Genomic DNA, 15,255 nt, shown 5'->3' on the forward strand with positions numbered 1-15,255 from the left:
CGTCTTGCCGAAATCGCACAGTTTTTCTCCTTTAAATTATCGGCAGCAAAACCCTTTCCTGTAATCTTTCTTCCGCCGGCTTCACATCTGAAAAACCAGTTCGCGGTCCGGACGCTCTGCTTCCAGCTGGTGGAGGATTTGCTGAAGCATTTGCCGGCTGTCCTCGGACAAATTCAGTGTTTTATCGGACAGCAAATCCCGACATATTCGAACCGCTTGTCGGACATTCTTCTCTTGGATTGCTTCCTGGATGAACTGGAAACCTTCTCGGACCAAAATTTCCGCCCTTTTTCGTCTGTATTTTTCGGCACATTGGGCAAAAAGTTCCCCGTTTCTGTCCGCATAGGTCTCCGCATGTTTTTCAAAAATGGAAACTACATAATCCCAAAAAATCCGCCGGCGTTCATACGCATCGCGCTCCGCCGCCGCAGCGGGACACAGCTGCTCCGGAGAATACCGTTCCAGCATTTCCTCCAGACAGCGAACCGTAATGGAATGACGCTGCTGAAAGCAGACCGTGTTGGCATCAGATAATCTTCGATAGAAATAATCGGAAATCCCCCCGACCATTTGAAACCGTATCTGAGGTCCGCAGCGGCACAGGAAATCAAAATCCTCCACATTGTCCAGTTCTCTCAACAGGCCGGTCTTTTCGAACAGGGCCCGCCGCTTCAGCGAGCCGGCATTCGGAATCGGCGAATTGCCCCGGGCAAACAGCAGAGTCGGAAGAACCGCGGAATTGTTGATTGGTTCATACTTCCACACAATTCCTGTCGGCTGGCCGGCCTCATTGACCAACGTCAGTTTTTCGGGATAATAATAATCATATCCCGGATTCTGCACGGCAAAAGCGACCATCCGCTCCAGATAACTCGGCCCGATGAAATCATCCGAATCAATCATCATCACAAAATCGCCGCGGGCCTCTCGGATTGCCCGATTTGAGGCAGCCGCCGCATTCTTGTGCGGCTGGGAGAAAAATCGGATTCGTCGGTCCCGAAACGACTGCACAGTCTTCGCCGTGCCGTCTGTACTGCCGTCATCCACAATAATCAGCTCAAAGTTTTCGTAGGTTTGAGCCAAAACGGATTCAATCGCCCGCCGGATGAACCGCTCTGTATTGTACGCCGTCATACAGATACTCACCAAGGGAGTCGAATCCAGCCGGCAGCACAAGTCAGAAGCCGATGAAGACGAAAGCGGCTCTGATTCTGGTTCAGACGCCAACGCATATTGACCGAGAACACCGTCTTTTTTCAGAACAGAGACGACCTGCTGAATCGGGGCGTCTACCGCAAGCCACAAAACGATTTCATTGACTGTCTGAGAACGAACTGTTGGAGGAACAGCAATCTTCTGAATCAGCAGTTCCCGGTTTTCCCGGAGAAGCCAAACCAAAAACTGAATATGGAAATCCTTCTGAAGGGCTTCCCGAAGCTTCTGGCCGAATACCTCATTCGGATTCCGTTTCTCCTCGGCGGCTGCCGGCTGACTTCGCCGCCAAAGGGCGTTGATTTTGGCCCGTCCCCAGTACAGCCACCCGGAAGCAGGCTGATGGCTCCCAAGACTCAGCGAGTTCGGAACCTGGCGGATCAGATACAGCGGCTCCGGAACAAACCAGATGCCTGTCACCTCCTCCATCTTATGATAGATATCTTTGTCCTCTGCACTTTCCAGTTCGATATCGTGCAGCGGAGTCCTGAAATAATCCTTCCGTTTGTAGGTGCGAAATGCGCTGATAAACCCGCCTGCCTCCAGCGTCGTCTGACCGGGAGGAATCGGCCGGCAGAAACCGAGCCTTATCGGCTTCAGGTCCTGGTCGCAAAGAATATGCTGCGAATAAATAAAACCGCATTCGGGATGCGCCTCGTGGGCCTCGAGCATTCGTTCCAGAGCCGTCGGAAGCAGGGCGTCATCGCTGTCCAGTTCTCCGAACACCTCAGCCCGAACGGCCGCTGCACCGGTCAAAATCGCCTGCGAGGCCCCCCGCCGAACCGGATGACGAATCAGCCGGATACGCGGGTCGGACAAATAAGACTCAATGATTTCCACAGAATTGTCTGTGGAGGCATCATCTACAATAATCAATTCCCAATCCGATATCGTCTGAGTCAGAACCGACTCGATAGCCTGACGAATATACGGCCCTTTGTTGTAATTGCGCATAATCAGAGAAAACCGAGGTCTGGAACCGTCCAACGGCTTCCGAAGGCTTTCTTTCATGCCTGATACAGCGTGTGGGCCTTTGTCCGCTGCCGGGTTCTGAATCCCACCGGCGGTTTCCTCCGATTCCGGCACAAACGGCCGGCGAACGTATCCGCAGGCATTTGCGTACAGAGCACGAATCAGCTCATCCTCGGCTCTTCCGGCCCCGGAACTGTTTTCAATCCCGTTGGGATTCTGGTAATAGAGCCCCAAAACCTCCGGCACCAGCATCAGTTTGCGGGTCTGGGAAATCCGCAGGGCAAACTCGTAGTCGCCGGAGGATTTCAGACGGCCGTCAAAATACCCGTATTCCTCATGCACATCCCGGCGCCACATCGGCTGCGGTCCGCAGTAATACTTCTTCAGCAGCAGCTCCCGCGAATACGGCGGAAGCTCCATTACCCGAGAGGGCGTCTTGTTCCGCCAGGTTTGATGGGGAATCTGCGTAATATAAAAATGCGAATACACATAGCTGACATCGGGATTCTGCTCCAGAACCGAGGCCAGTTTTTCCAGCATGTCCGGCGCATGGCGGTCATCCGTATTGGCATTGGTAATGTATTTTCCCCGGGCCAGCCGGATTCCCCGATTCCACGCCGCATAAACCGTTTCCCGCTCTTCCGTACGGACATACCGAATGTTCGGATAGCGGGCCTGAAACTCCTGAACAATCGCTCGTTCGTTCTGCCGGGAACCGCTGTCCACAACAATGATTTCCATTGCCCCCTTCTGAAAAAGCGTCTGTTCAACCAGGTCCTGCAGACATCCGCGGATGAATTCCTCGCTGTTGTAGGCGGAAACAATCGCGGACACCAGACAGTCCCCGCTGCGCCCGTCGGACAGAGACCGGCCCAGAACATCCTCAATATCCAGACCTTGGAAATACTCCGGCCCGTATTGTTTCAGCCAATCCCGAACCTGCCGTTCATACCAGGGATTGGGACGCTGATACACCTTCGGGTCAAAATCGGCATAGTGCCGGAACCACTCGGGGTCCGCCGGTTCCAGATGAAGGTCCCGTTCATCCTTGCTGGGGGCATAGAGTTTGTTGATCTGGTCCACAGGCTTCTGCGGGTTGCGAATCCGCTCCAGACACCGATACCAGGCCTGCTTCCAAAGCAGATTGTCCCAGTTGACAAACTGGAAGTGCAGCACGCCATGTGAATACCCCTGGAGGGTTAATTTTCGTCCCCGCAGACTGGAAGGAACGCGCGGCGTGTGAATAAAATCGGAGGCATACGAACACTGCCCGTCGTCGCAAAAGACAAAGGGCTTGTAGTTGTTTGTCCAGACCGACCCATCCCGGCGATACTGGTGCGGACTTCGCCACAGAGCAATCCAGTTCATCCACAAGTGGTCTCCGGGCTGCATCGCCAGAATCATGTTCCGCAGACAATTGTCCGTCAGAAAATTGGAGGTAAAGGCCTCATCGGCATCCAGTACGATAAAATGGGTTCCGCCGATTTCCCGGCCCGCCAGCAGCACCCGGTTTCGGTCGCCCGGTTCATCCCGGAACCAGCAGTCTTTGGTCAAAATCCGCTCCACCCGGCAGCTTTCCGCCAGACCCCGGACAATCTCCAGCGTCCGGTCTTCGGAACAGTCATCCAGAAAAACAATCGCATCCGTAAATTGCGACAGCAGCCGCAGGCATTGGCCGATAATCGGCTCTTCGTTCCGCGCCGTCACCAGCCCCACAATTTTGGGCCTCCGTTCCGCCGGTTTTTCCAATGCTGCCGCAGGAAGGATGCTCAGGTACGGTCTGATGCGGGGCACGTCCGCCCTGTTTTTCGGCTCCGTACGGTTTGACTTCATCCGGAAGAGTTCCTGCAGTGAAACAAACTTCAGCCCTTCAAAATAAAAATAATTCTCCGGATTGAAAACAACCTCGTCGAGCGGCTTTTGATGATACACGGCGGCCTTGTTGTAACTTTCCAGCCGGCAGGAAGCTTTTGCCGGCAGAGCCTCATATCCCACATGCAGATAATCAATATCCCGTGCCGGCCGGATTCCATAGGCCGCCATCACCGAACTTCCGTCAATGCAGAAGCACTCCGGGTCGGCACCGCTTTGCTCCAGAAGCGTCCGATATTCCTGCAGCTGACGGTGAAACGATTCAAAATACACCGTTTCCGCATGATTCAGAAAATGGAGGCTGTTCTCGTTAAAACACAGGCCCGCCAGCCGAAGGGTTTCTTCATAGGAGTCATTAATATGAACCGCATCTTTATTCGAACCGAACAGCTCTCGAATCTCCTGCTTGCAGCTCCGAACCGCCTCCGGAGAATCCGCTTCAATCAGATACACCCGAAGCGGTCCCCTTCCGCGAAAACAGTTGACGGCCTTGTCCTGATATCCCCGAAAACCGTCGGACGGACTGCCGGTCCAGTGTTCACCCAAATAGGCATGTTTGATATAGAAAAACGGTCCGTTTTTCCTCAGAACAAGCTCTTTTCGATACACAAGCCGAGCATACCGGCACAGAATGGAAACAATCTCCTCCTCCCGACCCTCGGCACAGGGAAAGACGGATACAATGTATGTGTTTTTTTTGATTTTGCAGTATTCATAAGCCATTGCATCCGCATACTTGGGCTCCAGTCCCCGCTGCAGAAACCATGCATAATTGTATCGGGAGGCCGGACGGTCAAAAACGGCCGTGTACACATCCTGTCCGGTCAGGTAAGCCGCCGCAACCCGATGGCTTCCGTCGATAATCGTCCCGTTCTGATCGACCGGAAGCAGCGAGCGCGTCGGGTCAAACCCCTCCGCCGCTAAAGACTCCAGCAGAGAATCATACCGTCTTAAAAAGGCCTCAGGGCCCGCCTTGCCGGACCCGTCTTCTTCCAAAAAGTTGTTGAAAACCTTCAGATGAGCCAGATAAACCCGCCGACCCCAGTCGCTTTTCAGCCGCTGCCGATAAAACCGCCCATAAAGAATTTTGGCTGTCAGGTCAAACCGCTCGGCACAAACCAGCGCAGACGGGGAAAGACGCTGCTTTTTCACAAGCCCTTGCTCCGGAAGATATCCGATTCGAAACAGATGCGGGTTGAGCTGAGAACGAATACTTTCAATCCGGACGAAAGACTCGTCGATAGGTTTCGTCTGCACAAGCCGTTCATTCAGCCAGAAGGCGTTGCCGCTGCCGTTTCCGAATTTATGGTCCAGCCCGATTCCGCCCAGCACAAACCCCCGCCCGGCCAGAAAACCTTCCAGGTCAATCAGTCTGGCCTGTCCTTCATACAGTGCGGCATACAGCCACACTTCCAGAAACAAAATGCTGCAGTTGGCCAGAACCCGCCTGGCCCCGCGCAGCACCGACAATTCCGCCCCCTGGACAGCGCACCACAGCAGGTCCACCGGCTTGTTTTTCAGCGGCTCAAACTCATCCAGCCGAATGCACTCCACCGGAAATGTTTCCTGAGAGCGAATGCCGAACTGCTCGGCTATTTCCTGTCCGAAATCTCCGCGGCAGCCGGACCGAAGCGGCAAAAGAGAACCCGTCCCCGGCAGATTGTTTTCATAAAAAACCATCGTCCCCTTCCGGTCGGAAACCGCAAAGGGATAACAGTGAACCCGCTGCTCGGAGCGGTATCGCTGCTGGAGCAGGGCAAACGTCCTCGGATTCGGCTCAAAGGCAAAGATTTCCGCACGGGGATAACGCCGCAGAAATCGCTCGATTTCCTGCCCCAGATAGGCCCCCACAATCACCATCCGCAAAGGAGCATCCTGCGGCTTGCCGATCAGAGAGCACAAATTCTCTTCGACATCCTCCTGAATTTCCTGATACGGCTCTTTCCGCTGTCCTGTATAATTTTTTGCGGACGCTCCGCCCTGAATCGGCTGAATGTCGGCAAAAAAAAGATCCTGCCGATTATCCCAAATCAGACTGTATCCATGCGAAGAAACATACCGAAGAATGTCCTGCCGCTGCGAGCCGTACTCCACAACAATCAGCTGCGGCCTGTATTTCCTGAAATCCAGTCCCTGCAGCACCTCCAAGTCATGCCCTTCGGTATCGATGGAAAGCAGCGCCACATCCTCCAGCCCCTGTTCTTCCAGAATCTCCGTAAGGGTTTTGGCTTCAACCGTTTCCTTCCTCCAGCGGGCTCCATAGGCCTTCGTCCAGCGGTCCCTCTGCGAACCGTCCAGCGAAGCCACATCGCTGCCCCAGTCCGGCAGATGCGGGTACTCCGACACGTACAGCTGGGCCGTTCCGCTCCGACTGGATACGGCCGCCCGAATACACCGCACATCCCAGCCCAGCCAGGCCCGTCGAAGTTTCTCAAAATTGGCCTCTGCCGGCTCAATGCACAGCCCCGCCCAGCCGTGCCGTTCCGCCAGCCGCCGGACATTGCTGTAGTGAATGCCGTCAAATGCTCCCACCTCCACAAACACCTTGCACCGGGGCCTTCGCTCCGCAAAATACCGTTCTATCAGTTCATCCTGACCATTCTGGGCATAATAACCGCGCAGATGCTTGGGCAGTTCCCGGGCATACCAGAATTCCGGATTCAGCGCCAGCACCGTCCTGCAGGCCGCTTCTGCCGCCTCTGTCCGGCCCAGCTTTGCCGCCGCCAGCGCCATCAGCCAAAAATATCTCCAGTTCCTCGGGGATTCAGCCGCCAAATCAGAAGCCGCGCTCAGGAGATGCTCAAACAGACAGGACGGATAAACCCGCAGGCATGGGTCCTGAAGAATGCGAACGGCCTCTTCTGTGCGGTTCCGAAGGTAGTCCGAGAAATCTCCTGTCTTTCCCTGCACGGAGGACACCCAGACGTAAAAAAAAGCGATCTGGGCATTGGACGGCTCCAGCCGAGCCGCCGTCTCCAGGGCCGTCCGGGCCTCCTTTAGTTGGTTTTTGAGCAGAAAAGCCCGGCCCAGCGAAAAAAAGGCAAAGGCATCCGCGGGCTCCGCCTGCAGACGGGCCGCACACTCCCGACAGACAGAATCCGCCTCTCCCCGAGCAAGATGCTGTTCAACCTTTTCTTTCCAGTCCGTTGGAATAGACAAAGCTGTTTTCATCGGACTTTTTCCCGGCTGTTTTTCAGGTTCAATGAACTGCTGTGCTTATTTTCCATAAGCCGACAGCGTCCGAATCCCCTCCCGAATCTGCCGCAGTTTGTCCGCCACCTCCTGCCGTTCGGCGGCAATCACCAGACAGATGTCCTGATACAGTCCCTGGATTGTCTGCCTGCAGGCCGCATATTCAGGCCGCTCCAGAATCCCTTCTCCGGCAAGCTGTTCGGCAAACCGATGCGATTCCTCCGCCAGCTGAACCGCCCCATCCAGGTCATATCGGCGCAGCTTCTCCAGCTGCCGCTCCAGCAGCTCGGTCAAATAGGCCAGCTTTTGCCGGTCTTCTGTCGTCCCCTCGGCCGCCCGAGTCTCCGGTAACTCCGTCGTTTTGTTCATCGCTCATTCCCGCCTTTCTGTTGGGCCTTGTGCTCCAGTTCCTCCAGCAGCTGCCGGGCATCGGCATGCTCCGGTTCCAGCGCCAGAACATCCCTCAGCAGCTCCTGAGCCTGCCGTATTTGGCCTTCCTTTGCATACAGTGCCGCCAGACAGAACATCACGGATGTGTCTCCCGGATGCATCTGCAGATACACCTGCAGATAGTGGATGACCTGGCGAAACGTCCCCATCTGGCAGGACACCTGAAAGAGCCCCAGCAGCGCCGTCAGATGATTGTTGTCCAGTTCCAGACTCTTCAGATAATACTCAAACGCCTCCTGCAGCCGTCCGCACTGCTGGGCAATCATCGCCAGTCCCGCCCAGGCCCGGCTGTTGCACGCATCCAGCCGAAGCGCCACGCGAAACGCCAGTTCGGCATCCTCCAGCCGCCCCTGCTGCAGTTCAATCACACCGGTGCCCACATACGGCCCCGCCTCATCCGGCTCCAGCCACGAGGCCTGTTCATAACATCGGCGGGCATTCTCATATTCGCCCACCGAGGCATAACAGTCTCCCAGTTCCTTGACAATCTCATACCGCTGCATCCATCCCTGGTCGGGATTCTGCAATGCACCCGCTAAATCCATAGTCGGCTCTCCTGGCTTGACAGCACCGGCTCGTCGGCGGCCGGCTTGGCTGCTCTTCGTCGAATTGCTGAAGTCTGCGTTTTTCTCGCCTCCGTTCCATCCAAAATCCGGCAGGCGCGCTGGTAGCAGTCCATCGCCCGCCGGTAATCCTTTTGCTCCTGAAAGATGCGGGCGGCCAGCTGCAGGGTAAAAACCGTCGGCCGGGCTGTCTGCACCGGCTCGAGCACCTCCAGCGCCTGCCGAAAACGCCCCGCTTTGTACAGGGCATACGCCTGCTGGGTCCGCATCCACAGCTCATTCCCGAAATGCTCCGCCAGATAGGCATACAGGGAAGCGGCGGATTCCCATCCCCCCTCCCGCTGAAGCTGTTCTGCCGCCGCCAGCATCCGGTCAAACTGAAACGGGTAGTCCTCCGTCTTCGGCCTGCGAATCGAAAAGCCGGCCGCCTCCAGCGACGCCCGCAAAGGCAAACGGCCGTACTGCCGACGGGCCTGCCGAAGCTCCTCTGTGCGGAAAACCGCCCCCCAGCAGTCTTCGGTCGCTTCCACCAGCTCAAACGCCTCCCGGGGCTGTCGGCTGTTCAGCAGCGGACAGAGGGAGCGTTCCAGCCATGCCGTTTCATCCATCTCCGCCGAAAGACCGGTCGGGACCACTGCGGCATACGTCCCTTCGCAAACCGACAGCATTCGGTCCAGACGCGCTTCGAGAGAGCTGCCCGCTTCCGCCGGCACAATCGTCACATTGGGAACCAGCGTACGCCATCCGGCGGCCTCCTCCGGCGCCAGCGCTGCATAAATCCGCTGCGGATAAAAGGTATGCGACCACAAGTCCCGAAGCGTCCGATCCAGCAACTCATCCGCACGAGCCGCCAAAATCAGAACCGACAAATCCTCCACGCACGGCCACGGCTTGGGCGGACGCGTCGTCCGGATGGTCAGCACATTTCGAAGATAATCCGAGACATTTTTCCGTCGCCGAACGGAAATCCGGTCGCTGTCGCCGACCGGTGTATAGTACTCCCCCGTAATCGTCGGAATATGAAGGAAATCCGTATAAAAACACAGTTTTCGATGCAAATCCCAGTCTATCAGGACATTGAGATTTTCGTTGTATCCCCCCGCCCGCTCCAGCAGTTCCTTGCGATGCAGAATGCTCACATGAAGCACATGATTAAACTGAAGCATCATCATCCGGTCAAAATCCCGTGAGACCTCCACGTGCTTGGCAAGCACAATGCGCCGCCCGTCCGGCCTGACGCGGCAGTACACCTTGTACAAATCGCTGTACACCGCCCCGCAGCGGTCCTGGCTTTCAATCGCCTCAACCAGCGTCTCCAGATGATGCGGGTAATACTTATCATCGTCATCCAGATGACACAGATACTCTCCGCGGGCATAGCCCAGCGCCTCATTGAACGAATACCCCGGCCCGCGGTTTTCCGCACGGTTGATAAAGGTCAGCCGGCGGTCTGAAAACCGCCGCACCACCTCATCCACCGGACAGCCCCCGTCCCGAACCAGCACAATCTGAAAGTGCGGCCAGGTCTGAGCAAACACGCTTTCCAGCGCCTCGGCCAGATAGCCGGGCCGGTTGTACGTGTTCATCAGAACCGTCACCAGCGGACCATGTGAAGAACGTCGAGCCATCCCTGTCTTACGAAACAGATTCTTCAGCGGGCTTCTCCTTCGCCCAGGAAATCTTCAGCCGTTCCGCCGCCTCCAGCACCTCCTGCGGCTGAGCCGGACAAACCGACACCATTCCGCTGCCTTCCTTCATCGGCCAGCAGTCCCAGGAATTCTTTCCCAGATACACCATCGGCAGGTGAATCGCCGCCGCCAGCGCCGCAATCTCCTCATCCTCGCTGATCAGCAGTTCACACTGCCGAAGAACCGTTGCAATCTCACGGGCCGTCAGCTTGCCGCGAAGGTCCTTGGCCTCCGGAGCCGCCGGACCGCTGCCTCCGCCCACATACACAAGACTGCCCCCCCATTTTTCTCTCAGCAGACGCCCCACTTCGGCTCCCTGAGACGACAGCCAGCTCGGACAGTCCGCCGAAATCGGCGCCAGCACAATACGCGGACGGGCCAGTTTCGACAGGCCGAACCGCTGGGACCGGACAAAATCAAAACTATTTAAAAGGATTTGAGGCGTCTGCTGCTCCAGACGCACGCCCAGCTGTCCTGCCGCATCAAACATCCAGTCCATACCGGCTCCTTTCCGCGGTGCACCCCGCAGGTATATCACCTTGTCAAACGATTCCTTCAGCTCTCCGGCATCGCCGTAGGCCAGACTCCGTACCCCGGGATGCCCGATGTATAAATCCGCATATTCATGGCAGATGGTAATTTCCTGCTCCGAGGCAAACGTCTGGCCGAACAGACGAATCGCCGGTTCAGCCAACAGGGCCGCCAGCAGCCCCGCCGGCGGCACAACCAGCACCCTGCGAAGGGCCCGCTCGGAACCCGCCGGTCCGTCTGACCGGCTCGGCGGCTCCGCCGACAAAGCAGATGTTTCCGCTAAAAAGGGGCCGCAGAAGGACTCCTTCCCGAACACGAGCAGACCGCCTCGGTTTCTTCCGATGAAGCCGACTTTCCCGAATTCTTCAGCCGCTGCGCCGCCTCCAGTGCCCTGTGGGCCAGTTCCTCAATCGAAGCCGAGACGGCCGGCTGCGAACCAGCCGCCGCCGGTTCCGACGGCTGCAGACGGTCGGAAATCGGAGAAGAAACAGAGACCGCCGGCTCCAGCGGTCTGGATGCAGCGGCCTGCACAGAGCCCGGCATCGGCGAGCCGCTTCCTGCTCCGCTCGAAACAAAAAGCCGGCTGCGTTCCAGCTCCGAAAGAATCCGAACCAGCGGTAAATACGCCTGGATTGGGGAGAAGCGGTCGAGCACCCAGGTGCGGTAGCGCATCGGTTCATACGCCCCTTCCAGAATCTGCCGGCAGAAATCTTCCGCCAGAACAAATACAAACTCCTTCTCCACATATTCGCACACACCCGGGAAATGGTGAACAACCGGACGCAGCCCCGCCGCCATCCCCTGAAGAACCGACGGCATCGACCGACCGTCCACCGACGCCGATACGATGTAATGCTTATCCTTCAGCCACCGGGCCCAGCTGCGGGGAACTCCGTCCAGAAAAACGACATTCTCCAGCCCCATCGCCTCAATCAGCGATTCGACATAAGCCCGCACGCTCTCATCCTCAAATTCTCCGGCCAGGTGAAGCCGCATATCCGCATCCAGATAATGGAGCTTCTGCATACAATGAAGCAGAAACATCGGATTCTGATGAGCCGTCCACGGTCCGACGGCCGCCAGCCGTTTGCCCTTTCGGCGTTCGGCAAATACAACTGTCTCGGCATCCACACCCGGTCCCATCGTCAAAAGCTGCACGGAGGAAGGAAAACCGCCCAAACGCAGGCGAATCTGCTCTGCCGCCGATTGGGAAGGAACCAAAACGGCACGAACCCCCGCCCAGTCTATCCGCTCCAGCGCCGGATGATTCAGGTCCTCATAGTCCAGAACCAGCACCGCCGGGATGTCCCGATGCCGTTCATCCAGAAAGGCCCGGCTGATGCCGGTGAAAATTGAAATACTCCGCGAATGCCCTCCCTCCGGCACCGCAGGCATCGTCCCGCCGGTACACACTGACAGCGGATACCGAGCCTCCAGATATCCCCGAAGGCCTTCCAGACGCCGCTGCTGCTCGGCATACAGACAAATCGAAACCCGTTTGCTGCGGATAATTTCAATCATCGGACGAAGGATTTCCTGATTCGGAGCCAGCCGCAGCGAATACAGAAGCATTTCGATCGCGGGCCCCAGCGAACCCTTATCCACGAAACAATTCGCTATCCGATTCAGTATATCCACATTCAGAATCTCTCGGTCCGCCATCTCATCCAGCAGTCCGACGGCCTTTTCCGGCTGATGCTCGGCGATATAGGCCTCACACAGATTAAAAAGAACCTGGGTGAGCATGTCACCGCTGCAAAGACTGCGAGCCTTCTGAAAGTACTCGATTGCCTCGCGGCCCCGATGCAGACAGTACAAAATCGTACCGGCGTCATTGAGGGCTTCCGCATCATTCGGCTGCTCCCTCAAAAATCCCTGCAGAAGCCCCAAAGCCTGCTCAAAACGCCCTTGTTCGGCCAGTTCTGCGGCCTGCCTGACCGCTTGTCTATCGTGTCCAGACATCTTCAAACTCCTCAAAGAGGTTGTTAATCCGCATCCATATCACCGGTTGTGCAAATCCTATGCCCGACTTCAAAATCGCCTTTTTTGGACGAAAACAAACCCATTTCCCGCCCTTTGAACCGACCCTTTGTCAAATCTTCGAACACCCTCCTTCAAATCAAAACAGGTTCAGCCGAAACGTCCTGTCGCTGCCCTTCAAACCGGCCCTGTTCGAAGGAGCTGAGCAATTCATCCACGAGGCGAAGCGTCCGATTTATCGGATATCGCCTCTCTACATACTCCCGATAGGTATATGGTTCATAATCGTCCGATAATATCTGCTGGCAAAACTCTTCGGGTGTCGTAAACAGACAATTCTTGTCGTAAATCTCGTCGGCCCCGGGGAAATGATAAATCACCGGTTTCAGGCCGGCCGCCATCGCCTCCAGCGCCCCCATCCCCTGACTTTCAATCACACTGGTCACCGCCAGATAATGCTTGTCGGCAAGCCAGGAAAAAATATCCTCCTGCCAGCCTTCAAAATGAACCACCCCTTCCAGACCCAAAAGCCGAATTTGATGCTCCAAATACTGTTTCAAAAGCAAATCATCCATTCGTCCGGCCATGTAGAGCTGATACTCCGGGTCGATCTCATGCAGCTGATACATACACTGGAGCAGAAACATCGGGTTCTTAACCATTCGGAGATTCGCCACAAAGGCAATCTTTTTCCCCCGCTCCCGCCGGACAAACGGTATCTTGTCCACATCAATTCCATTGGGAATCCGGACAATCGCCACCTGTTTTCGAATATCGGGCACCCACTCTTCGAGGGCCTTTATCACATACGAATTCCCGACCGTAACCAGCACATCCACATTCGGCCAGTGAATCTGTTTGGGCCAGGGCATATAGGCTTCATAGCGATGCAGCCGAACCACAATTCGGCAGCTCTTGGGCAAATGCGTGCCGATCTGGGCCAGATTCGTCGCCCACTCAAACCAGGAAATATCGCTCCAATTCATCAAAGCCTGCACGTCCTCCGGACGGGAACCGCTGAAAACCCGAACCGGATAACGCGGCTGGAGATAGTCCAGAAGCGGCTTGAGAAATGTCGGACCGTCCGCTCCGCAGAAGAAGGCCAGCTTGGGCCGGCAGGCCTTCAGCTGTTCAATCGGTGCCTCATAAATCAGCGGATTTTTGGATGTGCTGCGGCCCATTTGAAAGAGATCCATCGCACGAGCCGGCTGATGCTGACGGAGAAAACAGCCCGCTGCTTCCAGAACCGCCGAATCGCGCCAGACGCCCTCCTGCCGCATCCGACGAAGCAGACCGGCAGCCTGGTCCGGACGATTCAGCTTCAGCCAGACCTCCGCCAGGTCGGCCAGGGCCTCTTTCGGACCGTCCAGCAGAGAAAGACACCGCTGAAAACACCGAACCGCCTGACGAGAATCCCCTTCCGCCATCGCCAGGCGGCCCGCCAGATGCCAGCCCGGTCCGAAGGAGGGACGCAGCCGCAAATAGGAATCCAGGCAGGAGCGGGCGGCGGAGATGTGTCCCTCCTTCGCCAGATGCACCGCCTTCTGATACAGTCGAGTCGGAGATTCTGTTTCTACTGACACCGCCGAAATCCTTTCTATTTCAGAAAATCCAGCAAAGAGGTCGAGAAAATCTTGGAAGCCGCCGTCAGCGACATCTCATACAAAAGCTGATGACGCGCCAAATCTATCGACAGCTGCGTTATATCTGCATCCAGCAGGCGGCTGATTTCATCCTCCGAATTGACTTTCATATCCTCCATACTGTCTTTGAGGTTCGTGAGCGTTTCAATCCGCCCTCCGATAATCGGAAACGAGCGAACCAGCTTCTCTTCCACCTCCTGCATCGAAACCAGCGTCGCCCCCAGCAGATTCTCCAGCGTTTTGTCGTCCAGGTTCTGCGAATTGTTCAGCAAATCGCGGGCGGAAATCAGAATATTGAAAATGTCATAGGTACCGGGGACACGAACCGGCTCTGTTCCTGTCTGCCGAATTTCGCTGACATCCACATACAGAACCTCTCCGGTCCGGGAATGAATGACCGCCGCATTGGTTTCCGTTCCGCTGACCGTCACCCAGGAAGCCCCTCCGTCAATGGAGAGCTGCCAGCTGCCCGGCCCTCCCTCCACCGTCAGATACAAATCCCCGCGGACGCTCGACGTGCCGCTGCCCGCCTTGGCGCCGGTGGACCCGTAAAAAACGGGTGTCTGGCGGCTGTCATCCCGAAACAGGCGATCCCCCACCAGCAGGGCCGAAATCTCCATCCCGTCAATCACCTCCACCTTCTGCTCCTCCTGGCTGCCCTGATAAATCACCCGGACAATCCGGCCGTTTCCGTCCCGTTCGACAGCATACGGCGCCTGCTCGGCCTTTGCCCCTCCGAACAGATACTGACTGAGTCGGGTGGAGTTGGCGAACGAAATGACCTGTTCGAGTGCGTTGTTGATTTCGGCCGCCAGCGTGCGCCGAACCTGGGAACTCGTCGTGCCCGACATCGTGGACGCCAGCGAAGCACGAGCGTTGGCCATCTCCTTCATCATACTCTGCACCACGGAGGAGCTCAGGTCCAGAATGCTGATGGCCTCCCCCATGGTTTTGACATACACCTCTTTCTTCCGTTTGTCGGTCTGAAAACCGAGAATCTGGTTGGCCCGGCTCGGGTCATCCGATATCCGGTTCAAATCCTGACCCGTGGCGGCCTTCTGCTGAAGAATATTCAGCTTTTCTGAATGCCGCGTGACGGCCCAATAGGTTGTCTTGAATATCGATTCGAGGGAATAACTCATCCGGACATCT

8 protein-coding genes are annotated in these 15,255 nt (G+C 56.5%); all 8 read right to left on the reverse strand.

The genetic code is table 11. The features are described from left to right. Positions 1–81: 81 nt before the first annotated feature. On the reverse strand, positions 82–7,227 hold the full coding sequence (locus WHS88_03730) for an FkbM family methyltransferase (GenBank protein ID MEJ5259281.1): 7,146 nt from the start codon (positions 7,225–7,227) through the stop codon (positions 82–84). A gap of 45 nt (positions 7,228–7,272) precedes the next feature. After that, the gene (locus WHS88_03735; GenBank protein ID MEJ5259282.1) at positions 7,273–7,617 is read right to left on the reverse strand and encodes a hypothetical protein; all 345 of its coding nucleotides are present in this window, start codon (positions 7,615–7,617) and stop codon (positions 7,273–7,275) included. Then, entirely contained in the window at positions 7,614–8,243 is a 630-nt protein-coding gene (locus WHS88_03740; GenBank protein ID MEJ5259283.1) for a tetratricopeptide repeat protein, read from the reverse strand. The genes WHS88_03735 and WHS88_03740 overlap by 4 nt, the downstream gene beginning before the upstream one ends. Further along, complete coding sequence (locus WHS88_03745) at positions 8,234–9,889, reverse strand: glycosyltransferase (GenBank protein ID MEJ5259284.1); 1,656 nt, start codon at positions 9,887–9,889, stop codon at positions 8,234–8,236. The genes WHS88_03740 and WHS88_03745 overlap by 10 nt, the downstream gene beginning before the upstream one ends. Positions 9,890–9,896: 7 nt before the next feature. Next, a complete protein-coding gene (locus WHS88_03750) occupies positions 9,897–10,745 on the reverse strand; it encodes a hypothetical protein (protein ID MEJ5259285.1) in 849 nt (282 codons plus the stop codon). Between the two features lie 14 nt (positions 10,746–10,759). Beyond that, positions 10,760–12,442: a glycosyltransferase gene (locus WHS88_03755; protein MEJ5259286.1), complete on the reverse strand. Its 1,683-nt coding sequence runs from the start codon at positions 12,440–12,442 to the stop codon at positions 10,760–10,762. Positions 12,443–12,594: 152 nt separating this feature from the next. Further along, complete coding sequence (locus WHS88_03760) at positions 12,595–14,043, reverse strand: glycosyltransferase (protein MEJ5259287.1); 1,449 nt, start codon at positions 14,041–14,043, stop codon at positions 12,595–12,597. Between the two features lie 14 nt (positions 14,044–14,057). After that, on the reverse strand, positions 14,058–15,245 hold the full coding sequence (flgL, locus tag WHS88_03765; protein MEJ5259288.1) for a flagellar hook-associated protein FlgL: 1,188 nt from the start codon (positions 15,243–15,245) through the stop codon (positions 14,058–14,060). Positions 15,246–15,255: the final 10 nt, after the last annotated feature.

This window comes from Anaerohalosphaeraceae bacterium (assembly GCA_037479115.1).
Lineage (GTDB): Bacteria > Planctomycetota > Phycisphaerae > Sedimentisphaerales > Anaerohalosphaeraceae > JAHDQI01.

Excerpts from the sequence above, each read along its gene's own strand:
- WHS88_03735 (MEJ5259282.1), bottom strand. The coding sequence starts at position 7,617 with ATGAACAAAACGACGGAGTTACCGGAGACTCGGGCGGCCGAGGGGACG.
- WHS88_03730 (MEJ5259281.1), bottom strand. The coding sequence starts at position 7,227 with ATGAAAACAGCTTTGTCTATTCCAACGGACTGGAAAGAAAAGGTTGAA.
- flgL (MEJ5259288.1), bottom strand. The coding sequence starts at position 15,245 with ATGAGTTATTCCCTCGAATCGATATTCAAGACAACCTATTGGGCCGTC.
- WHS88_03755 (MEJ5259286.1), bottom strand. The coding sequence starts at position 12,442 with ATGTCTGGACACGATAGACAAGCGGTCAGGCAGGCCGCAGAACTGGCC.
- WHS88_03745 (MEJ5259284.1), bottom strand. The coding sequence starts at position 9,889 with ATGGCTCGACGTTCTTCACATGGTCCGCTGGTGACGGTTCTGATGAAC.
- WHS88_03740 (MEJ5259283.1), bottom strand. The coding sequence starts at position 8,243 with ATGGATTTAGCGGGTGCATTGCAGAATCCCGACCAGGGATGGATGCAG.